This window comes from Marinobacter sp. (assembly GCF_048266785.1).
GTDB lineage: Bacteria > Pseudomonadota > Gammaproteobacteria > Pseudomonadales > Oleiphilaceae > Marinobacter.
In genome coordinates this window covers 78,766-100,224 of sequence record NZ_JBLWYX010000010.1, presented here as the reverse complement: position 1 = coordinate 100,224, position 21,459 = coordinate 78,766, and the positions used below count along the sequence as shown (strand labels likewise).

Here is a 21,459-nt window from a genome sequence, read left to right as displayed (position 1 = left end):
CCATGCCTGCCTATGAATACAAGGCCCTTGATGCACGGGGGAAACAGAAACAGGGGGTGGTAGAGGCCGATGCGCCCCGCGCTGTGCGCCAGCAGCTACGGGAAAAAGGTCTCACGCCACTGGCAGTGGAACCGGCGGTTCAGAAGCCGAGCCGCAGCAACCCACTTAGCGCGCGGGGTTCCCTCACAGCCGCCGATCTTGCGCTGGTTACGCGCCAGTTAGCGACGTTGATCCAGTCTGGCATTCCCATTGAGCAGGCACTTTCCGCAACCGCTCAGCAAACTACCCGGCCTCGTACTCGCAGTATGTTGATCGCCATTCGGGCAAAGGTTATGGAAGGTTACACGCTGGCCGATAGCCTCGGCGAATTCCCCAAAGCCTTCCCCCGGCTTTACCGCTCAACCGTCGCGGCGGGTGAGCATGCCGGGCATTTGGATCTGGTTCTGAATCGGCTGGCGGATTACACGGAGAGCCGACAAGAATCCCGCCAGAAGATACAGCTAGCCGCGATTTACCCCATCATTCTGAGTTTTGTGGCAATCGCCATTGTGGTCTTCCTGCTGACTTATGTTGTGCCGGATATCATTGAGGTGTTCGTGAAGCAGGGGCAGGAATTGCCTGGGCTGACCGTAGCGATGTTGACAATGTCAGAATTTCTCACCAGTTACGGTGTCTATCTCTTTATTCTGCTGGTTGGTTGCCTGATGGCATTCCGTTTTGCGCTTACCAAACCGGCTGTCCGGCTGCGGTTCCATAAACGCCTGCTGCACCTGCCCTTGTTTTCCGGAATGGTACGGGGCGTTAATACGGCCCGTTATGCCAGCACGCTGAGCATACTGACGACCAGTGGCGTTCCTCTGGTAGATGCCATGAGGATTGCAGGGGAGGTGCTCTCAAATGACTATTTGCGACAAGAGCTCAGAGACGCCGCGCGAAAAGTCAGTGAAGGAGGCTCTTTGCACCGGGCGCTGGATCAGTCCGGCTACTTTCCACCGATGATGCTGACGATGATCGCCAGTGGAGAGGCCAGCGGGGAGCTGGACAGCATGCTGGAACGTACTGCAAGGATGCAGGAAAATACGCTGCAATCGAAAATAGCCGCTATCGTCGGGCTTTTTGAGCCCATGATGCTTCTGGTAATGGGTGTGGTCGTACTGATTATTGTTATGGCCATCATGCTGCCCATACTGAACATGAGCAATCTGGTCGGCTAATATCTTGTGATGAAAGCTATTCAAGCCAACCTTTCAAGCCAACAACGAGTGACAGAATGACGATGAAAAACCTGAATATGCCGCAATCCAGCCGGGGCTTCACCCTTATCGAAATCATGGTGGTGATGGTCATTCTCGGCCTGCTGGTGGCCATTGTGGCGCCGAATATCATGGGCCGGAGCGACCAGGCAAAGGTAACTGTGGCAGAAACCCAGCTCACCAACATTTCCAAGGCGCTGGATCTATATCGGCTGGATAACAGCCATTACCCCTCCACACAGCAGGGTCTGGATGCATTGGTATCACGCCCCAGCGGCAGCCCCGAGCCGAAGAACTGGAACCCCGATGGCTACATGAAAAGCGTCCCTCTGGACCCTTGGGGTAGTGAATTTCAGTACGTGAGTCCTGGCAGAGAGGGCCCTTACGACCTCTACTCCAAGGGTTCCGATGGTCAGGATGGTGGTGACGGAGACGCGTCTGATATCAGCCTCTGGAATGTCGGCAACTGATTCGTGATTCGCGCAAGATCAGGTAACAACAGCAACGGCTTTACGCTGATTGAAATACTGGTTGTCCTGGTTTTGGTCGGGCTGCTCGCGGCCCTGGCGGTGTTCACCATGGGTGGAAACTCCCAGCAGCGGGAATTGCAGAATGAGGTGCGTGAACTGTATTTGCTGATGCAGACCGCATCGGATCAGGCGGTGCTGAACAACCTGGAAATCGGGCTGTTGCTGGAAAATAACGGGTATCGCTTTGTCGCCTTTCAGGATGAAACAGGCGATTGGAAAGGGTCGGGTGAGCGTATATTCCGAGCCAGGACGTTTCCTCAATGGCTGGTAACTACACCGTTCATTGAAAGCGATGCTCCCCGCCTGGCGTCGGCGGAAGACAAGCTCCGGCCGGATGTGGTGTTTTTCTCCAGCGGAGAAACCACACCTTTTGAGCTTGAGTTCACCGTTGGAAGCGACACGGACTACACGCACACCCTTGCATCGGATGGAATCTCGCCCATTCAATGGCGTCAGCCCGGCGATGAGGGGGGCGGCTGGTGAGGCCGGAAAAACCCACAAAGCTGGCGAAATCCGCCAGCGGTTTCACGCTCATCGAAGTGATGATTGCGCTTCTCGTCTTCGGCCTGATCGCCACCGCCGCTGCAGAAGTGGGTAGCCAGTATATCTCCAGTTATGAACGCATTCGCGATAAAACCCTGGCAGGCTGGCTTGCGGATAACCGCATCAATGAAATCCGGTTGGAGAATAGCCTGCCAGGGTTTTCCGAGAATGCGAAAGATAAAGACTACGGCCCGTTTCGCTGGCAAGTGACAACAAAAGTTCTCGCCACGGCCGAACCCAAAATGCGGCGGGTGGAAGTCGAAGTATCCCGATATCGTGAAGGCCGATCAAAGCCATACCCCGTGCACACGCTTTCTGCTTTCGTGGGTGAGAAATGAGAGAGCTGAATTGCCAGCGGGGCTTCACGCTTCTTGAAGTGCTGGTGGCGATCACTATTACCGCCGTCATCGGCATTGGCGTATGGCAGGTGCTGAACGGGGTGATTCTCTCCCGTGATCGGGTTGATGAGCTTGCCGAAGAGTTCGACAGTTTGCAGCGGGCGATGCTCCTTCTGGAGCGTGACATTACTCAGATCGTTAATCGCCCGGCCAGGGATATTTACGGGGACTTCAAGCCGGCGTTGACCAGCCGTGAAGACGATTTTGCCCTGATGGTGACGCGACAAGGTTGGCGTAATCCGCTGGGTATCCGGCGCAGCAGCCTGCAGCGCGTGGGTTGGGACTACACCGGTAGCGAACTGCGCCGCCGATACTGGCCAACCGTGGATCAGGGGCAAGATGACAACAGCCAGGATCTTTTGCTGCTGGAGGGTGTTACCGCTTTTGACCTGCGGTTCCTCAACGAACAGAACAGCTGGGAAACTGAATGGCCACCCGACGACGCCATGGCCGCACTGACGCCCGGTACGCGCCCCGACATTCCTTTTCCGAGGGGTATAGAAATCACCCTTGAGCACGAACTCTTTGGTGAGCTTGTGCGAACGTTTGTATTGCCAGACTATGATCCGGCTGGCGCACAAGGCCTTGTGAATCAGATCAACGAAGCCCGTAGCGAGGCAGACGAAGAACAGGGTGCCAGTGCCACTGAACAGGGCGCTACTCAGGCTCCGACAGGGCAGGGAGGCTAGAACAGCATGACCCCCTATCCTTATGGCGCCTGCCCAAAAAAGCAGCAGGGAGTTGCACTGATTATGGTGCTGCTCGCAATGGCGTTAGTGGTAATGCTGGCCTCCGGCATGACCCAGCAGCAAAATATTCGCGTGTTTAAAGCCGGCCATTACCTGGCGCAGCAGCAGGGCCAAAGCATTGCACTGGGTGCAGAGGCGTTTGCGCGTCAGATTCTGATGCGGGATTTTGAAGAGGATAAAGAAGACAGCCTGATGGTCGACAGCCTGGATGAATTCTGGGCGGTGAATGCGGCCGTTTTACCTCTGGATGAAAACGGTGTTGTAGAAGTACAGATAGACGATCTGGGGGGACGGATAAACCTGAATGATCTGGTTGCTGCAAGCGGACAGGTGGATCCGGTGGTCAAAGATCGTGTTGCCCGTTTGCTGATTGGGCTCGGGATCACCGGTATTTCGGTAGATGCTTTGGTGGACTGGATTGATCCCGACGATCAGACAATCAGCGCCTACGGTGCAGAAGATGGCCAGTACCTTATGGCTGAGCCGGGGTTTCGGGCGGCGAACCAGCCGTTTATGAGCGTTTCGGAGCTGCGGCTGATCGAAGGTATGACTGAAGAAATATACGTGGCTTTGAGGCCCCATGTTGCGACCTTGCCCGTCAGCGGGCTGGGAATTAATGTGAATACGGCGACTGCTCAAGTACTGATATCGCTGCATGAGGAACTGACGGAAGCTCAGGCTGCGTCTATTCTTGAAAGGCGCGAGGAAGACCGATTCGAGAACCTCCAGGACTTTCTGGCATTGCCAGAGTTCGCAGGGCTTGGCCTGAAGCCACAAGGCTTAGGGCTGCAGACCCGCTTCTTTGAGGTTGTTTCACGGATTACCTACGATAACCGTGTTGTTAATATGGTGAGCACGGTTTTTCGTAATCAGGAAGGTAATGTCCGGACGGTGCACAGGGATACCGGACAAAAGAATCGTATTACCAAAGAGCCCTATACCATCTCGGAAGGATAACCATGTCTTATCGCCTTTACGTGCGACCATTGCCTCTCATTGCCGAGAGCACCGATGATCCGGAAGCCCGTTTATTCAACTGGGTGCTTTACGACGCAGGAGGTGATGCCCAGGCTCAGGGCAGCGGCGATCTTCGCAGTACGATTGAGCAAACACTGAGCCAGAATGGCCTTGATGACGTGTTGCTGGTGGGCCTGATCCCGGGCGATGAGGCGTTGTTCTGCATGGCGGATATTCCCGCGAAGCAGAGCCGCTTTATAAACCAGGCTTTGCCCTATGCTGTTGAAGAGCAGATCGCCCAGGATATAGACAGCGTTCATCTGGCGCTCGGCTTGCACACCCAGGAGGGCTATCGGGTAGCCGCAGTTGATCGTGGCAGAATGGCGCAATGGCTTGAGTTGTTCAACGGCTGGCAAAACACCAAGCTGGATGCCATCTATCCCGATGCGGCGCTGCTGCCGACGACAGAAGGTGGGTGGTCGATTTGCCTGGAGGGCGAATCCGCAATGATGGGTAGCGACCGGGGCGAATGGCTTAGCATGCAATCCGCCAACCTGGGGATGTTTGCGCATACACTGGCCGCGCCACCCTCAGAGGATGTTGTGGCTGAAGTGCCCATCGTGATTTACGGTACCGACACTGAATTTGAAGAACAAGCGGCGCTGCTTGCCGAGCTCATGGTACCTGGCCGGCTTTCTGTTCGCCGTGAGTCGCTTGAGCTGATGCCGCTGGAGTTGCTGGCCCATGCTCATCATCATCATCTTTGCCGTCCGATTAATCTGTGCCAACGGGATTTTTCCGTCAAGGATGGTAAGGCAAGCCCACTGAAACCCTGGAAACCGTTGATTGCCGTGGCTGCCGTTTGGTTTGTGGTGCAGGTGGCGGTAGAAGCCGGAACGGGTTTCTACTATCAGCAACAGGCAGAGGATTTACGGCAACAGGCAATGGCGGTTTACCGCGAATCTTTCCCGGGTGACAGCCGGACCCATGCCGGCAACGTGAGACGCGTTGTGGAAGGACAGTTACGCATGGCCGGCTCAAACGGCGCTGATGCGGATTTTGTCACATTGATGAAATACACAGGGCAGCAGTATTCAAATGTAGCGAATTCTGGTTCGGTAACGTTCAACTCCATTAATTACAGCCAGTCCCGTGGCGAATTGGTGGTTGACGTGCGCGCAGAAAGCTACGATCGCCTGAGTGCTCTACGCAATGGTCTGGCTGGCCAGGGACTTGATGCCAAAATCGGCTCGGTGGTAAATGAACCCAGTGGCGCCCGTGGCCGCCTCACGGTATCCGGAGGATAAGCTCATGTTGACGAAACTGAAAGAGCAGCCGCCGGTTGGCAAACTGATTGCTCAGTATGATCAGCTTCCCAGGCGAGACCAGCAAGCGCTTACGGTGTTGGCTATTGCCGTGCTTCTCGGGATCCTCTATTTTGCGGTCTGGAACCCGGTCACTGATTTCCACGACAAGGCCGCCGCGAGCAAGGACAATGCGGCAGAGCTTGTGGCCTGGGTGCAATCAAATGCGCCGGTTATCCGGCGACTGGGAAGTAGCGGCGCTGGGCTGGCGTTGGCATCCGCTGATGTTCCCGCTGATGGTCGGGCACTGATGGGGCTGGTTACCCGCTCAGCAAGGGAGTCCGGCCTTACCCTGCAGCGCTTTGAACCAAGCGGTGAGGGAGCTATCCGTGTGTGGCTTGAAGCCGTCCCCTATTCAGAGGTTGCAGCCTGGTTGGAAATGCTCAATGGTAAGCACGGCGTAGTGATTGACCAGGCCGCGCTTGATCGTGCAGGGGAACCTGGCAGGGTGTCTGTTCGTTTAACGTTGGCAATCTGATTCCGAATAACGGAGTTCCGGGGTGGTCTCTCCGGACAGAGGCAGGAGAGAAAGCATGAGTAGCGACAGCGATAACAAGCCGGAACCGGTTATTGTCCGGCTGGATATCAGTGCCCTGAATGAAGCAAGATCGATACTGTATGACGCATACCGTGACGAACCAACGTTTCAGTACCTGTTCAACCATCGTAAGCCCGGTTATAAACAGCGAGTCCGGGCAACCCTGCGTGAACTGGTTGATCTGTACATTGATCTGGGCCAGGAGGCAGTCGGCGTGATGGTCAACGATACGCTGGTTGCTGTGGCGTTCATCGGCGACCCGGATCTGCGCTTGAACCTGGCGGATCAGTTCAGCTGGAGAATCCGCATGGTATTGACGGCTGGTTTTGCCTCTACACGTCGCTATCTGGATTATCATGAAAAAATCCGCGCGATGTTACCGCAGCCCCTGGCGCACCAATTACCGCTGATGGGGGTTAATCCCAAATATCAGAATCGCGGTTACGGTCGGCTATTGCTCAAAGCTGTTCAACGGCTATGCGCTGACAATCCACGTGGTAGTGGGCTGGTTCTCGATACCGGTAACAACCGTTATCTGCCATTTTATGAGTCGGAAGGCTTCCGCAGCCTTGGTAAAATTCGTCTTGGTGGTTTCGAGGATCACATACTGTTCCGTGAAATCCACCCCGACGCCAAGGCCACGGCCAATCAAAACTAACGTTGTTACAAACAACAGGAGACACTGTGTCTGACAGCCAGGATTATGATCTGATCGTTATTGGTGCCGGTTCCGGTGGCGTGCGCCTTGCGCGCACGTCCGCCGACCGCGGTGCCCGGGTTGCGGTAGTGGAATCCCGCTATCTTGGTGGTACCTGCGTTAACGTTGGCTGCGTACCCAAGAAACTGTTCGTCTACGGGGCTCATGTCAAAGATGAGCTGGAAGACGCAGCAGGTTATGGCTGGAACCTACCTTTGGACGGTGTCAGCTTCGACTGGCCAACGCTTGTTGCGAACAAGAATACAGAAATAGAAAGGCTTAACGGTATTTACGGCCGATTGCTTGAGAATGCCGGCGTGACGATCATCGAAGGCACGGCGTCGATAAAAGATCCGAATACGGTTGTGGTGGGTGAGAAGGAATACACAACGGCGCACATAACCGTGGCGACCGGAAGCTGGCCGGTGGTTCCGGACATTCCGGGCAAGGAATGTATTGTCACTTCCAATGAGATGTTTTTTCTGCCGCAACTGCCAAAACAAGCTGTGGTTTGGGGTGGCGGTTATATCGCCGTGGAGTTCGCCGGCATTCTGGCCGGGCTCGGTGTAGAGACGACGCTGCTTTACCGTGGCGATCTGTTTCTTCGTGGCTTTGATAGCGATGTTCGCAAGTTCACCGAGCAGGAAATGCGTAAGAAAGGCGTTCACCTTGAGTTCGGCGTGACGATTGAGTCAGTTGAAGCTGAAAACTCTCACTATCGAGTCCAGCTCAGTAACGGCAGCGTAATGGAGACCGGGCTTGTTATGGCGGCAACGGGCAGAAGGGCATTGGTAGACGGCCTGGGCCTGACTGAGCTGGGTATTGAACTTAATGCCTCCGGACATGTCGTCGTGGATGATCATTTCCAGACCTCGGTACCTTCGGTAACCGCTCTGGGCGATGTCATCGGCACGCCGCAGCTGACGCCGGTGGCGCTGGCGCAAGGGATGGTACTTTCCCGCAGGATGTTCGGGGATGGTGAAGGTGAGATGGATTACACCGCGATACCTACAGCCGTTTTCTGTCAGCCTAATATTGGTACTGTCGGGCTAACGGAAGAAGAGGCGCGGGAAGCCGGGCATACCCTGAGAATCTACCGCTCTGAATTCCGGCCCATGAAGTACGTGCTCAGTGGCCGCGATGAGCGTTGTCTGATGAAGCTTGTGGTTGATGACGCAACCGACCGGGTGCTGGGCGCGCACATGGTCGGGCCGGATGCCGGCGAAATCACTCAGGGACTTGCCGTGGCCATCAAGGCTGGGGCAACCAAGGCCCAGTTTGATTCCACCATGGGTATACACCCGACATCGGCAGAAGAGTTTGTCACCATGCGTGAGCCTGTCGCCTGATCTGAACAGGAGCCCACGGAAGGGCTTTGCCTTAAGCTTGACCTAAACGTACCAAAATCTTCCGCAGACGCCAACTCAAGAGGCATCTCAGGCCAGTTGCCGTAAAAATCCAGTGTCAGGAGCTTGCGGGAAAGCGGCGTGCCGGCGTTATTATGCTCACTCATCGCCTTGGCCCCTTTTATTATTCAACAGCAATTCAACGGCTCTGGTGATCTCTTCACTTGAGCCCAGAGGAATATTGAGGGATCGGGCGACTTGTTGATTGATCTCGACCTGAAAACTGGCGGGGTAATCCGGTTCAGGGAAGTTTCCGGTTTTAAAAAACTCCTGTAGATACCCGGCCGCCATCTCGGCCATCTCCGGGAAGGATGCATAACCGGATGCCAGAGATCCGGCTTTGACATAAGCCTGGCTTGGGCCGATGACGATCCTGTTTCTGCGATAAGCGGTCAGTAGAATGTGTTTTATGGTCCTGGGGTTGTAGATGGCGCTGTCTGGTGCTGCCAGCAAAAAGTCGCCGTAACTCAGGGCACGGGTGAGTGTCGGGATGAGCTGCTTTTCATCGTCCACGACGAAGAGGCGGGCCTCAAGGCCATACTGTGGAAGCTGATCAATCAGAGTGTCGTACAGTTCGGCGGAATTGGTGGTTGAAATCAATGCAATCCGGGTGGCCTGTGGAAGAATGGCTTTTCCGATCAGGGCTTGCCGGAGCAGGGGAACGTCGTAATATATTCCGGAAACCTGCCCGGGTGACCGGGTTGCGAACTCTTTGAGAAAATCCTGCGCTGCCAGCATCGCAAGCACAGGGGCGTTTCGATTCGCTTGGCGAACGCGGGAAAATGCGCGAGGGCCGATGGTTACAATGGGCGCGTTGCCTGTAAGAGCTGCTCGCTCATCTGAAACGAAAACCAGGTCCTGTTGGTTGCCCAGGTAGTTTTCCAGAAGGTTCTGTATATGCTGATCCAGCGTAATATTACCCGAACCCGCCAGGTAAACAACTGAGCGATCATTGTCCTGAGCCTGAACAGACGCTGAACCGAAAAGTATCGCCGCTACTATAAGCGTGTGAAAAGCTCGAAGGAGCCTGGTAATAGCCAGCCTCCAAAACAAAACGACGTTTTCTGTCATACCATCCCGGGCCAGACGCACTCCCTGGTTAACTATCAGAAGCGGATACCTGCTTCCAGAAAGAGCTGGTTCTGATCCTCGATATTATTATCAATACTCATATCCGGATCTGTATTCATGTAGTGTTGAACAGTCATAGCAACCTCCGCAGTATACCGAGGCTGAAAAATCGATTTTGCCAGGCGAAGGTCGAGGCGCTCAAATCGGGACTCCTTGAGTTGATCTGCCCAATAATAGGCGGCTGAGCCTTTCAGACCAAATGGCAAGTTCTGAATTAAAGCGATACTGCCGGAGTGTCTTGCCGAGAGTCGTCCCAGAAGGTCTACCTTGTACTGCTTTTCCTTCTTGTTGATACTATCGTCAGAAGAAATTTCCGCGCCGTTGTACCAGTCATCCTGGTCAAGATAGCCGTAGCTGACTCTGAATGTTGTTCCGGGGTACTCCATGGCAGCTTCAACTTCAAAACCTTTCTGATCAATATCTACGTTGTTGTCGATCGTCCAGTCTTCAAACCCGATGATGCCGCTTATCATATCCCGCATTTTGTCTTTGAATACCCTGACTTCCAGAGAGAAGTGACCTCGGTCCATAGGAAACTGCCCGAAGTAGCTGATCTCTCTCGAAATAATGCTCTCTTCCTCAAGTTTTCCGCCCCGAGTAGCGAGAGTATTTTCTACCCGATAGCCCTCGTACAAGGAGTATTTTGCCGGCTGGACATCTCTCAACGTAAACCCGTAATCAGGATTTTGCTCAAAACCATCAGGGGTGCGCACGGCTTTCGAATACACGAACCTTAGCGCGTGGTTGTTGCCAAGCGTAAAGTTTGCTGCAAGCCGTGGCGAGAAATAGCCTTCATCGGTGGTTGTCGTGCGTTCCCAGTTACCGCCACCGTTCAAGGTGAGCCAGTTGACAGGGGTGTACTCCAGGTTGCCGAATACCCGCGACTGATAGTTGTTTCCCCGCCCGTTGAAAAGGGTCTCAGAACGATAGGTGTCTTTGCGGTAGCCCAAGCCGGTAACGAGCTTCAGGTCATCACTGAATAACAGTGTGTCCTGAAGCTCGAACTCCAGCCTGGAGTCTTCGGAGTCTGAGTTCACATCGGCGATCAGTGGCGTTCCGCCCGGCTGAAAGCAATTATTGGCGTCGTCAAATATCTGGGCGCCGGTGGCGAGGCAGTTTACGACTGATTCGGGTACTTCTATGGGCCAGCGTTGTCTGCGATTGTAGTTCTCGAAGCTCATCTGAACGTGGAAAAAATGGGTTCTTGATGTCGTGAAGTTAAGCTGTGTCTGAAGATAGTAATCCCGAACGTCAATGTCCGGGTTGTCAGTAGCACCGAGTTCGCCATTTTTATAAACATCTTCTTCGTTTATTCCATCAACGACGCCCACGCGAATATCGGCATTAAAGCCTGAATTCACCTTCAGGCGGGAGTCATAGTTAAAAACGTTGATATCATGGCCGTCGTTAAAAGGTGCACGGTCGCCATCCTCAAGCTGATAATCAAAACCGCCGAATTTGCGCTTTTCGTACGCGAACCGCCAGTCGTAGCTTTCGCTGACATCGCCAACGGAAGCAAAAGTGCGGACATAGTCTCTGGAACCTCCAACAACGCGAACCTCTGTACCGGCGGTGTCAGCCGGGTTGCGGGTAATGATGTTGATGGTGCCCAGAAAGGCATTAATGCCATAAGCGGCTGAATTCGGCCCACGGCTTATCTCGACTCTTTCAATGAGTTCGAGCGGAACCGGCATGGTTTGCCAGTCCATATCAGACAGGGTGGAGCGGTGCGCGGTCCGGCCATCGACGAGCACCTGCATCCGGCGTTGTTCATAGTGCACGGTGCCGTGATAGGTTGTGACCGGTGTGCTGCTGCCAACATCGCCCACAACCATGCCGGGAACAAGGCGAAATATCTCCACCAGGCTCATAATGCCGAGATCCCGAATCATCTCACCATTGATAACCGTGGTCGTTCCAGGAACCCGTGTTTTTGGCTGGCGTAGCCGGGTGGTCGTCAGAACTTCCGGTATCTCATCGTTAAATCCGTAGAAATCAATCTGTTCAGTTTCATCGGAGGGCTGCTGGGCTGCGGCTGGGGGTGAGCTTATTAATATGAAACCCAGAAGGCCCGTCGCAACAAAACCAGGGGGGCAAAAAGCCGGGTGCCACAGCGTGTAGTTGTTGAAGTTCGTAACGGGCATGGATGTCGTTCTATAATTACGGAATTAAAAGCGGAGCGCTGTTTTTGTATGTTGTCGCTATCGTATTTGACTACACGTCATTTGTCTCTCAAAAATGTAATGAATCACAAGGGTGGAGTAAGCCTGATATGAATGGCAGGGAAATTGATCGCGAGCTGGATGCATCGGAGAGCCAGGTTGTCCGCGAGGTAATGATTCAGATCAAGGCACTTCTGAACGATCCCGGCAGAACCCGGGATGCGGGTATATGGAAAGCGATACTCTGCGAGCCGCCGGCTGATCAATTGCCCCTACGCCGGGAAATCGGCAGACAGCTGGAACCACAGCTACGCCCGATGGCCGAAAACGGCAGCTTTGCAACGCCGGTTGTGCGCTTTTTGGCGGAATGGTTCGACTGGCACAGTCTTCAGGACGTCGTGGCTCCGGAGGATGAGCGCAATTATCTGGAGCCGGATACGGCGGAGGAGGGTGTAGATTCAGATGCGCCGCAAATGGTTAATTTCTGGCCGGCTGTTATCGGCTGGGTTATCGGGCTTGTAATACTCGCCATTCTTTTTGGTGGCATGAGCGGCGGCTGATACCGCCGCTTGATTACTTCGCGTTCGCTTCTGCTTGGCCTGATCTGGACTCGGCGATTTTGTCCCGGTATTTCTGGGCCAGAATGGCGCCGAGAATCACCTGAACCTGGTTGTAGCACATAATCGGCAGCACGATCATGCCGAACCCGGGGTGCCCTGAAAACAGTACTTTTGCCATGGGCAAACCGGAAGCCAGACTCTTCTTGGAGCCGCAGAAAACAACGGCTGCTTCGTCTTCCAGGCTGAATCCGAACCGCCGCACCAGAAACCTCGCAAAGAACATGAATAATGCCAGAAGCCCGATGCACAGCAACACTGTGAGAACAATGGCTTTTACGGGCAGATTCTGCCAGAGCCCGCTTTCTACCGAGTGTGAGAAAGCGGAATACACGATCAACCAGATAACGCATTTATCGTAGCGCGCCATCAGGCTCTCATTGCGCGCCAGATAACCTCCCAGAATCGGCCGCATGGCATGGCCGACGGCAAACGGTAATAACAGCTGCAACACGATATCTTTCAGGGCTTCGCCCACTGCAAAATCGCCGCTACCGGATGAACTGACAAGCAATAACAGCAAGAAGGGTGTCAGCATCATGCCAAACACATTGGATGCAGCGGCACTGCAGATAGCCGCGGGTACGTTTCCCCGGGCCATGGCCGTATAGGCAATGGATGAAGAAACAGCAGACGGCAATACACCCAGGTACAAAAAGCCAAGCCCCAGGTCTGCAGGCATCCAGGACGGTGCAAAACCGCTCATGCCGTTAATGGGAAGCACAGCCAGAGGGAAGAACACGAACGTGAGCATGGTAATCAGGATGTGCAGTCGCCAATGTGAAGCACCCGCAACGATCTGTTCCCGCGATAACGCCGCACCGTGAAAGAAGAAGAGCAGGGCGACGGCTACGGTTCCGGCACTGGCCAGAAAATCCCCGGCACTGCCTGTAGCAGGCAGAAATGAAGCCAGGACAATAGCGCCGAGTAGAAGGATGGTAAACATATCTGGCTTGAACTTCATAATCAGGGGCCTCTCTTTCGAAGCGCTTTAAGGCTGGGAGCAAGAAGGTCCCCGGCAAGCTTTTCAGCCTTTACCGAATCCTGACGGCGAACGGCGGCCAGAAGCAGTTCATGATCTTCCTGCGAAGGCTCCGGCAAGTCCGCGTCGTTTTCCGTGCGTTCGATGGTCTGGGTGATAGCGTGGGAGAAGTAGTCGTAAAGCTCTGCCAGTGCCGAGTTATGGGATGCGGCCACCAGCGCGTGGTGAAAAGCCTCGTCGTGGCGAATACGAGCCGCGAGGTCGGCCTCGGCCTTGCCTCTGGCATCAAGCGCCATGGTCATGGTTCGGAGATCCTGCTCGGTACGACGTTGCGCCGCCAGCTTTGCCGCTTCCGTTTCCAGCATGATCCGAACTTCCAGTTGATCTGTGAGCTGGGTGCGGGCGATGCGTTTGAGAGTTTCACCGGCATCCCGGGTTGCCCTTACATAGGTGCCGTCTCCTTGACGGGTTTCGAGCATTCCCACATGGGCCAGTACGCGCACGGCTTCGCGTACGGTGTTTCTGCTCACGCCCAGGGCTTCTGAAAGCTCCGACTCCACGGGCAGCTTGCCGCCTACTGGCCACTGTTCAGTTTCGATGGCGTGTCTCAGGCTTTCTATGGCAGTTTCTACGAGCGAACCTTTCTGGATTCTTTTTAGCATCAACCTATCATCCGTTTATCTGATCATCCAATCATCCTATGTATTTGTGCGCCATGCAAACTCTGTGTTTTTGTTAAACCAGAGAACTCAGGAACAAACTATGGATAAGCTGAGGAGTGCGCCTGCACGTGAGTGCCTTTGTGCAGGCTTGGAGCCGGGCATTAACCGGCCGGATCAAGCAGTTGGTAGTCTGTTGTGTCCACGCGGCGTGTGGAAAAACGGTAAGAGAAAGTGAAACCAGGCCAGTTCAGGGTGTTTTTGCCGTTGGCATCGAGGTACCAGGAGTCGCATCCTGAGCTCCAAACGCTGCCTTCAAGGCCTTCCTGAATGACATTTGAATAGCGTTTCATGCGGTCTTTCCGTACATCCATAGCGGCGCCAGGGTACTTTTTCAGGACTTTCAGGCAGCCGAGTACGTAATTGAATTGGGATTCCAGCATGTACAGAATCGAGTTGTGCGCCAGGTTGGTGTTCGGCCCGTAGAGCATGAACAGATTCGGGAATCCCGAGACAGTAATCCCTTTGAAGGCAACAGCGCCATCTTGCCAGGCTTCGTTCAGCGTTCTTCCGCCACGCCCGGTTACACGAATCGGAGACAGGAATTCTGAAGCCCGAAAGCCGGTACCAAAGATAATGGCGTCAACAGCGTAATGCTTGCCGGATTGTGTCTGAATGCCGGCATGGTCAATTTTTTCAATCGGATCGGTAACAAGGTCCAGGTTGGTTCGGTTAATGGCCGGATACCAGTCATTGGATATCAGAATTCGTTTACAGCCAATCTGATAGTCCGGAATGATGTGCTTGAGCTTTTCCGGATCCATGACGTGTTTGCGGGCTTCTTTTTTGGCCTGCCGCGCAAAGATATTGAGCAGTCGGCTGAAACCTGTAAATGCCAGACCGCGGCTTTCGTTCTTCCAGTAGATCAGGTAGCGGTAGAGCCTGTCCCATGCGGGAATGGTTTTGAAAAGGACTTGTTCCCAGCGTTTGAAGGGGCGGTCCGGTTTTGGCAAAACCCATGCGGCCGAGCGTTGAAACAGGGCCAGGGATTTAGCTTTGCCGGCAATCTCGGGCACAAACTGGATGGCGCTCGCTCCGGTGCCGATAACCGCAACGCGTTTGTCCTTGAGATCGTAATTATGATCCCAGTGGGCTGAATGGAAGCAGGCACCTTCAAAATCGCCCATGCCATCGATTTTAGGCCATGCGGGCTGGTTCAGTTGGCCTGTTGCCGTGATGACCACTTGCGCTTCCAGCGTTTCGCCGTCGGTAAGCCTCAGCGTCCAGAGGTTGCGGGCATCGTCAAATACTGCCTCCGCCACTTCGCAGCTAAAACGGATCTGCTCCCGGAGGCCGTATTTTTCAACGCAGTGTTCCATGTAGCCAAGAAGTTCGTGCTGAAGCCCGAATTTGCGAGACCAATCGTGTTTTGGCTCGAAAGAGTAGGAGTAAAAGTGCGACTGCACATCGCAGGCGGCGCCGGGGTAGGTGTTGTCGCGCCAGGTGCCGCCCACGCGGTTGTCTTTTTCCAGCAGTGTGACCTGTCCATAGCCGGCTTTTTTTAGTTGAATCGCCATGCCAAGGCCGCCAAATCCCGTTCCTATGATGATGATCGAGGGCTGCGTACTGTTTTTTTGTCGAGTCATACCGGATGATCAGACCTTTATTATATTAATGACGACTTGTTCATTATACGTATCTGGCGCCATATGGGTCATGGCTGTTTACGCCAGAGTAGGTGGTCAGAATGATCACCTCAGGGGCGCATCATAAAGTCTTCTACCGGCTGTGAAAGTAGCTCCCGCAGGGCCGGGCTTTCAAACTGGCGCCGGATACTATGGCATAGAACTCCTCATAGACGCCTGGCAGAGCTCCGTGATCAAAAAGATCTCCGTTCCTGAGCTCATCCCGTACCACCACCGGAGGCAGTACGGCGAAGTGCCCCGAATCACGGGCAAGCAGTTGCATCATGGCCATGTCATCCACTTCTGCAACGAGCCTTGGGCGTACTTTGTGGTATTCGCAAAGCTGATCAAAGGCTTGCTGGCGGTGCCTGGTCGCTGGCTAGGACTTTTCCCCACAGGAGTGGCTGCCTGGATGGCGGTAATGGTCGGATTTGTGGGCTGGGTGATCCTGCGTTTTTCCGAGCGTTATCTGCGGGGTGATCCTGGTCGTGGGCGCTTCCTGCCTTGGTTTCTGCTGACGACAGCCTGTGTGCTGTAACCGGTTTACAAGCATCCTGTGGCGTCACTTCAGCAAGGGGCTTTACCTTGAGCTGATGTTTGACCGGATTACCCGCCGCCTGGCTTCTGAAGCGCTGAACGCCCCGGGTATGCTCAAAAGAATTCCACATCATCCGTTCACCATGGAGAAGAGATCATGAGGGATTCCAGCGCTGTGGAGCAGTGGCGTCGACTGGCGGGCAGGTCTTGCAGGAGAGGACTCGGAAGCGAGGGAATCTCTGCTTTCAGCTTTGCTGGTGTGGGAAGCTGTTGCTCTTGAGTGTGCCTCTGACCAGCAGCGAGCTCATGCGCATAATGAGTGAGAGCTCTGAGAACACCACTGACGTCAAAACGGCAGAGGCTGGGCCCGATGTTCAGGCGGTTTTCTGTATCAATGTGCGCTCTGATGTGATAATAGGCCACCTGGAAAATGACCACCCGCGTGTGCAAACGCTGGGTTTTGCCGGCTTCTTCGGTTTGCCGATTTCACACCAGAGCCACGGGCCCTTAAGCCGGGCGCTATGACCGGCACTCTGGTACACCATCTCGGGGGCGACCCCCTGGCAAAAAACGAGAAGGTCAAGCTGGTCGCGGGCTTTCTGCGGGGGATGTCGTTGACGAGCAATTTTGCTCCCTTGCTTGTGTTCGTTGGCCACGGCACGCAAACCGATAACAACCCTAATTATGCGGCTATGGCCTGCGGTGCTTGTGGTGGTCTGAGTGGTGGCGTGAACGCACGGCTGGCAGCGGCACTTTTTAACGACCTGCAGGTTCGTGAGCGCCAGCCCGATGTTGCACGGATTGGTTAATAACCAATGGCTGTGGCTGCACAGAATACTGCCCGGGGGCGGGCAGGAGCGGTTTGATAAGGGGGTGTGGCACTGCTGCTCAGGTTAATCCTGAGCAGCGTTCAGAACGTCCGGCTTTTTCAGAGCTTTCTGAAAGAGATCCTTGTCTTCGGCGATGGCCATGGCGCACTTTTCGGCCATGTCATCGCCCAGGCCTTCAACTTTCCGCGCCAGGAACACCTGAATTTCCTCCGCCAGTTCCAGTATTTTATCCCGGGCATCGGCGTCAGCTTTTGATGTGAAAAGCATGGTCTCAGGATTTTTTAATGCCATATCCAGGCCGTCCCTATCGGAAAAATAGACTGCTTGTACCGCCATGGTCATTCCTCGCAGTGAATGTCTGCTTTACTGTATAAAAACACAGTGTATCTGACTGTCACAGAGAAATATACCCAGGAACGGTAAAAGCAATCAGTCCGCCGGGAAAGCTGCAAAAACTCCAATCAATAGCGCAAAAGTGCTGAACCCCAGGTAAAACCGCCGCCAAACGCTTCAAGCAAAACAACCTCATTACGCTGGATGCGTCCGTCTCTTACTGCAACATCCAGGGCAAGGGGAATGGAAGCAGCCGAGGTGTTGCCGTGCTTGTTGACGGTAACGACCACCTGGTCCATGGGCATGTTCAGTTTTTTTGCGGTGGCGGAAATAATCCGAAGGTTGGCTTGGTGGGGAACGAGCCAGTTGATATCAGACTTTTTCATCTGGTTGGCAGCAAGGGTCTCGTCGACAATCTTGCCCAAGGTATTCACGGCAACCTTGAAGACTTCATTGCCTTTCATTTCCACGAAGGCCAGCCCGGCTTTTACCTGATCGTAGCCATCAGCGATACCGCAGGGAACGTGGAGGAGTTTTTCGTATCGACCGTCGGCATGAATGTGGGTGGAGAGAATGCCGGTCTCTTCATGCGCTTCAAGAATCACAGCGCCGGCGCCATCCCCGAACAGCACGCAGGTGCCGCGGTCCGACCAGTCTATGATGCGGGAAAAAACTTCTGCGCCGATAACCAGAGCCTTTTTACTGCTCCCGGTTTTTATGAACTTGTCGGCAACCGAGAGAGCGTAGACAAAACCACTGCATACAGCCTGAATATCGAAAGCCGGGCAGCCACGGATGCCCAATCGGGCTTGCAGAATGCAGGCAGAACTCGGAAAAATTTTGTCTGGAGTAGAGGTGGCAAAAACGATCAGATCGATATCACTGGCATCGATTCCAGCCGCTTCTATGGCATTGAGGGCGGCCTGCTCGGCAAGGTCAACGGTTGTTTGCCCATCAACGGCAACATGCCGTTGCTCAATACCGGTGCGTTCACGGATCCACTTGTCTGTGGTATCGACCATCTTTTCGAGGTCTTTGTTGGTAACAATGTTCTCTGGCAGGTAAGAGCCAGTACCGGCAATGCGTGCAAAGGTCATTCGCGAAAATCCCACGGTGTATCCGATTAGGGAGCAGACGCATTTACAGTTGCCTCTTTGTTGGCAGAGGAACTGAACGCGTTTCAAATGCTCCTTGGCTTTGGAACATGCTATACCTCTGAACCTTTGCCTGTTATTAGCGGTTTGTCAAAGACGTCCTTGGGGATCGCACTCGGGTTTCATGAGATTTGCTCGCTCAAACTTGTCATTTAACAATGTTTAACTATATTTGATAAGCATCATAACTGTCTGTTTGTTTGGTGCAATATTCATATTGTTCAAGCTGCATCGTTTTTTGAAAAGTCATATAAAAACTTTTGAAAGGATGTCAGATCATGCAAACCACAACACCGAGTCACGAGGAGTTGGCTAAAGATTTTCTGCGGCTTACCCCGGATGACCTGAAAGCCAAATATCCCGACGATCAGGAAGTACAGGGTGCGCTGGCGCAAATAACCATTGCCCGAAAGATTTTTGAAACCAACAGCTCCGCTTCAACCAGTTCGGATCATGTCGAAGCCGAGATAATGAGGCGAATAGCCTTGAATCTCGCTCAGGGTCTCCCCGTTATTCTGCCAGATCTCGATAGCATCTGCCGGCACGCAGCAGGTCCGGAATAATTCAAATACACCTTCATACCCAACCGTCAGTATCTGAGGTTGGGTATTTTCGGTGATTCCAAAATTTTTACGGATCTGGCCCGGGGCGTCGTTTTTTCCCGGAGATAAATCGTCTAGGGTGCATATAGCCAGATAATTATGGGGCTGGATAAATGATAGTACTCTCAATTATTTTACTGGTACTCGGCCTGATTCTGTTTGTCGACGGTGTTTGGCTTGTTTCGCTGGGGTTAGGGTTTATTCCTGCTGTTAGCAATTCCGCTCTTGTTTCCCGGCCCAGCTTCTCAGAAGAAAGGGGTTATGGTCCTTTTCTCGGTATGGATAGTGGTTGGTTTAATCACGGTATCCAGCATTGCCTTCGATCAGCATCGAGTCGATGGACAGCTCAATGAGGAGATTGTGATCGCAGACCCGAACATGGGCAATGTTTCAGATGAGAGCTGGCATGCGTACGGCAGAAGTAATCTGGGACAGCGTTATTCTCCCCTGGATCAGATTACGGCGGAGAACGTCGGGACTCTTGAGAAAGCCTGGGAATATCAGACAGGCGATCTGCAGGGGCCTGACGACGTTGGCGAAATTACCTATGAAGCAACACCTCTGAAAGTTGGTAATAGCCTGTTTCTGTGCACACCGCATAACTGGCTGGTGGCTCTTGATGCGGATACGGGCGAAGAGCAATGGGTTTACGATGCAAAGGTGCCGATGGAAAGCCAGCGGCAACATCAGACCTGCCGGGGAGTATCGTATCTTCCTCCGTCGGGGAGTGATGCAAAAAGTAAGGCCAATGCTATAAGCGTCAAGACTGCCAGTGAGCCTGCCGAAATGCTCGCAAGCGTTCAGTGCGATGCTCAGCTTTTCATGCCGACATCCGATGCAAGATTATTGGCGATCGACCCTGAAACCGGGGCGCGTTGCAGTGGCTTTGCCGATGATGGCTCACTCGACCTGATGCATAACATGCCGTTCAAACAGGATGGTTATTATTACTCAACCTCGCCTCCCGTGGTTGCCAATGGAGTGATCGTTGTTGCAGGAGCGGTTAACGACAATTACGACATTAACTCGCCTTCCGGTGTTATCCGCGCTTACGACGTCAAAACCGGAGAGCTTAAATGGAACTGGGATCCGGATAACCCGGAAAATACGGAGCCCATTGCAGAACGCGAAACCTACAGCGCTAGCTCCCCCAACAGTTGGGCAGTGGCCAGTGCTGATGAAGACCTCGGGTTAGTCTATTTTCCTATGGGTAACCGGACGCCAGACCAGCTGGGTATGTACCGGTCTGAAAACGAAGAAAAGTATGCCTCATCTGTCGTGGCTTTGAGCCTGGAAACCGGGCAGGTAGCCTGGGTGCAGCAGTTTGTGCATCACGATCTGTGGGATATGGATACGCCGGCACAACCGAGCCTGGTAGACCTGAACACCGAGAAGGGCACTGAGCCAGCTCTGGTGGTTCCAACAAAACAGGGGGATGTCTACGTACTGAACCGGAAGACGGGGGAACCCATCATCCCGGTTTCTGAGCAAAAGGCACCGCGAGGCACTATCGAGGGCGATTACGCCTCCGCTACACAACCGGTTTCCGGTCTTGATTTTCGGCCTCCGGCACTGACAGAGGCGGATATGTGGGGCGCAACCGCCGTAGACCAGATGATCTGCCGCATCAAATTCCGTTCCCTTCGCTATGAGGGGCAATACACGCCGCCGTCAGAGCAGGGCACCATTGTTTACCCCGGTAACTTTGGGGTTTTCAACTGGGGTGGAATTGCTGTTGATCCTGAACGCCAGGTGATGTTTGGTATGCCGCTTTATCTGGCGTTTACTTCCAGACTTGTTCCCAAGGAAGGCGCGGAACTTGGCAAAACCAATCAGGGCGAGCAGGGCGTTAACGAAAATGCCGGTGCCCCTTATGCGGTCGACATGAAGCCCTTCCTGTCACCCTTGGGCATTCCTTGCCAACAACCTCCCTGGGGTTATGTAGCCGGTGCAGATCTGCGTACTGGCGAAGTTGTCTGGAAGCAGAAAAATGGAACTGTCTACGATATGACTCCGCTGCCGCTACCCATAGAAATGGGTGTGCCAGGCATAGGTGGCCCGATCATTACGCGAGGTGGTGTTGCGTTTTTGGCGGCTACGGTTGATAACTATCTGCGAGCATACAACCTGACAACGGGTAAGCAGATTTGGGAAACACGCCTGCCTGCAGGGGGACAGGCAACACCTATGACTTATCTGAACAGCAAGGGCGAGCAAATGGTGGTTCTTGTCGCTGGCGGTCACGGTTCAATTGGAACGACATTCGGCGACTACGTTATTGCCTACAAACTGCCGTAAGCGATCGCAGTTGAATAAATAAAGGGCTCGGACT

22 protein-coding genes and 2 pseudogenes are annotated in these 21,459 nt (G+C 53.8%); 16 read left to right on the top strand and 8 right to left on the bottom strand.

The window, feature by feature from the left end; genetic code table 11:
- Positions 1–2 precede the first annotated feature (2 nt).
- The 10 genes from gspF to gorA are packed head-to-tail and all read left to right on the top strand — an operon-like array spanning position 3 to position 8,378.
- Positions 3–1,214: a type II secretion system inner membrane protein GspF gene (gene gspF, locus ACN0V1_RS14365; RefSeq protein ID WP_417545645.1), complete on the top strand. Its 1,212-nt coding sequence runs from the start codon at positions 3–5 to the stop codon at positions 1,212–1,214.
- Positions 1,215–1,270: 56 nt separating this feature from the next.
- Positions 1,271–1,723, top strand: a complete 453-nt coding sequence (gspG, locus tag ACN0V1_RS14360) for a type II secretion system major pseudopilin GspG (RefSeq protein ID WP_417545644.1) — start codon at positions 1,271–1,273, stop codon at positions 1,721–1,723.
- A 3-nt stretch (positions 1,724–1,726) separates the two neighbouring features.
- On the top strand, positions 1,727–2,266 hold the full coding sequence (gene gspH, locus ACN0V1_RS14355) for a type II secretion system minor pseudopilin GspH (RefSeq protein WP_417545643.1): 540 nt from the start codon (positions 1,727–1,729) through the stop codon (positions 2,264–2,266).
- Positions 2,263–2,664, top strand: a complete 402-nt coding sequence (gene gspI / locus ACN0V1_RS14350; RefSeq protein WP_417545642.1) for a type II secretion system minor pseudopilin GspI — start codon at positions 2,263–2,265, stop codon at positions 2,662–2,664. Before gspH ends, gspI begins: the two co-directional genes overlap by 4 nt.
- Positions 2,661–3,413, top strand: a complete 753-nt coding sequence (gene gspJ / locus ACN0V1_RS14345; RefSeq protein WP_417545641.1) for a type II secretion system minor pseudopilin GspJ — start codon at positions 2,661–2,663, stop codon at positions 3,411–3,413. The genes gspI and gspJ overlap by 4 nt, the downstream gene beginning before the upstream one ends.
- Before the next feature lie 6 nt (positions 3,414–3,419).
- A complete protein-coding gene (gspK, locus tag ACN0V1_RS14340) occupies positions 3,420–4,430 on the top strand; it encodes a type II secretion system minor pseudopilin GspK (RefSeq protein ID WP_417545640.1) in 1,011 nt (336 codons plus the stop codon).
- A gap of 2 nt (positions 4,431–4,432) precedes the next feature.
- Complete coding sequence (gene gspL, locus ACN0V1_RS14335) at positions 4,433–5,737, top strand: type II secretion system protein GspL (protein WP_417545639.1); 1,305 nt, start codon at positions 4,433–4,435, stop codon at positions 5,735–5,737.
- A gap of 4 nt (positions 5,738–5,741) precedes the next feature.
- Positions 5,742–6,272 (top strand): type II secretion system protein GspM, encoded by a 531-nt coding sequence (gene gspM, locus ACN0V1_RS14330; RefSeq protein ID WP_417545638.1) that lies wholly within the window; start codon positions 5,742–5,744, stop codon positions 6,270–6,272.
- A gap of 55 nt (positions 6,273–6,327) precedes the next feature.
- A complete protein-coding gene (locus ACN0V1_RS14325) occupies positions 6,328–6,990 on the top strand; it encodes a GNAT family N-acetyltransferase (protein WP_291950603.1) in 663 nt (220 codons plus the stop codon).
- A 26-nt stretch (positions 6,991–7,016) separates the two neighbouring features.
- Positions 7,017–8,378 carry a glutathione-disulfide reductase gene (gorA, locus tag ACN0V1_RS14320; RefSeq protein ID WP_417545637.1) on the top strand — a complete coding sequence of 454 codons (1,362 nt, stop codon included), beginning with the start codon at positions 7,017–7,019 and terminating at the stop codon, positions 8,376–8,378.
- Between the two features lie 156 nt (positions 8,379–8,534).
- On the opposite strand, the gene ACN0V1_RS14315 is transcribed toward gorA, so the two are convergent.
- Both ACN0V1_RS14315 and ACN0V1_RS14310 read right to left on the bottom strand, forming a co-directional pair.
- A complete protein-coding gene (locus ACN0V1_RS14315) occupies positions 8,535–9,506 on the bottom strand; it encodes an ABC transporter substrate-binding protein (RefSeq protein ID WP_417545636.1) in 972 nt (323 codons plus the stop codon).
- 35 nt (positions 9,507–9,541) lie between these two features.
- On the bottom strand, positions 9,542–11,710 hold the full coding sequence (locus ACN0V1_RS14310; RefSeq protein ID WP_417545635.1) for a TonB-dependent receptor plug domain-containing protein: 2,169 nt from the start codon (positions 11,708–11,710) through the stop codon (positions 9,542–9,544).
- A gap of 128 nt (positions 11,711–11,838) precedes the next feature.
- Here ACN0V1_RS14310 and ACN0V1_RS14305 point away from each other — a divergent pair, with 128 nt between their 5' ends.
- Positions 11,839–12,288 (top strand): hypothetical protein, encoded by a 450-nt coding sequence (locus ACN0V1_RS14305; protein WP_417545634.1) that lies wholly within the window; start codon positions 11,839–11,841, stop codon positions 12,286–12,288.
- 13 nt (positions 12,289–12,301) lie between these two features.
- On the opposite strand, the gene ACN0V1_RS14300 is transcribed toward ACN0V1_RS14305, so the two are convergent.
- From ACN0V1_RS14300 to ACN0V1_RS14285, 4 genes and pseudogenes are all read right to left on the bottom strand, one after another.
- Positions 12,302–13,309: a bile acid:sodium symporter family protein gene (locus tag ACN0V1_RS14300; protein WP_417545633.1), complete on the bottom strand. Its 1,008-nt coding sequence runs from the start codon at positions 13,307–13,309 to the stop codon at positions 12,302–12,304.
- Positions 13,310–13,311: 2 nt separating this feature from the next.
- Positions 13,312–13,989, bottom strand: coding sequence for a FadR/GntR family transcriptional regulator (locus ACN0V1_RS14295; protein ID WP_417545632.1), 678 nt, complete (start codon positions 13,987–13,989; stop codon positions 13,312–13,314).
- Between the two features lie 161 nt (positions 13,990–14,150).
- On the bottom strand, positions 14,151–15,632 hold the full coding sequence (locus tag ACN0V1_RS14290) for a flavin-containing monooxygenase (protein ID WP_417545631.1): 1,482 nt from the start codon (positions 15,630–15,632) through the stop codon (positions 14,151–14,153).
- Positions 15,633–15,742: 110 nt separating this feature from the next.
- Positions 15,743–16,029 (bottom strand): annotated as a pseudogene (locus tag ACN0V1_RS14285) (LysR substrate-binding domain-containing protein); the annotation flags it as partial.
- Here ACN0V1_RS14285 and ACN0V1_RS14280 point away from each other — a divergent pair.
- The 3 genes from ACN0V1_RS14280 to ACN0V1_RS14270 all read left to right on the top strand — a co-directional run bounded on the left by ACN0V1_RS14280 (position 15,925) and on the right by ACN0V1_RS14270 (position 17,017).
- On the top strand, positions 15,925–16,209 hold the full coding sequence (locus ACN0V1_RS14280; RefSeq protein ID WP_417545700.1) for a hypothetical protein: 285 nt from the start codon (positions 15,925–15,927) through the stop codon (positions 16,207–16,209). The pseudogene ACN0V1_RS14285 and the gene ACN0V1_RS14280 sit on opposite strands and share 105 nt — an antisense overlap.
- Before the next feature lie 305 nt (positions 16,210–16,514).
- Entirely contained in the window at positions 16,515–16,733 is a 219-nt protein-coding gene (locus ACN0V1_RS14275; RefSeq protein ID WP_417545630.1) for a putative inorganic carbon transporter subunit DabA, read from the top strand.
- Positions 16,730–17,017: a putative inorganic carbon transporter subunit DabA gene (locus ACN0V1_RS14270; RefSeq protein ID WP_417545629.1), complete on the top strand. Its 288-nt coding sequence runs from the start codon at positions 16,730–16,732 to the stop codon at positions 17,015–17,017. The genes ACN0V1_RS14275 and ACN0V1_RS14270 overlap by 4 nt, the downstream gene beginning before the upstream one ends.
- Positions 17,018–17,101: 84 nt before the next feature.
- On the opposite strand, the gene ACN0V1_RS14265 is transcribed toward ACN0V1_RS14270, so the two are convergent.
- Positions 17,102–17,374: a YebG family protein gene (locus tag ACN0V1_RS14265; protein ID WP_291944354.1), complete on the bottom strand. Its 273-nt coding sequence runs from the start codon at positions 17,372–17,374 to the stop codon at positions 17,102–17,104.
- Positions 17,375–17,499: 125 nt separating this feature from the next.
- Positions 17,500–18,468, bottom strand: coding sequence for a beta-ketoacyl-ACP synthase III (locus tag ACN0V1_RS14260; protein WP_417545628.1), 969 nt, complete (start codon positions 18,466–18,468; stop codon positions 17,500–17,502).
- Between the two features lie 335 nt (positions 18,469–18,803).
- Between ACN0V1_RS14260 and ACN0V1_RS14255 the strand changes: the two genes are divergently transcribed.
- Positions 18,804–19,088, top strand: a complete 285-nt coding sequence (locus tag ACN0V1_RS14255) for a hypothetical protein (protein WP_417545627.1) — start codon at positions 18,804–18,806, stop codon at positions 19,086–19,088.
- A 234-nt stretch (positions 19,089–19,322) separates the two neighbouring features.
- Positions 19,323–21,425 (top strand): annotated as a pseudogene (locus ACN0V1_RS14250) (membrane-bound PQQ-dependent dehydrogenase, glucose/quinate/shikimate family); the annotation flags it as partial.
- Positions 21,426–21,459 lie beyond the last annotated feature (34 nt).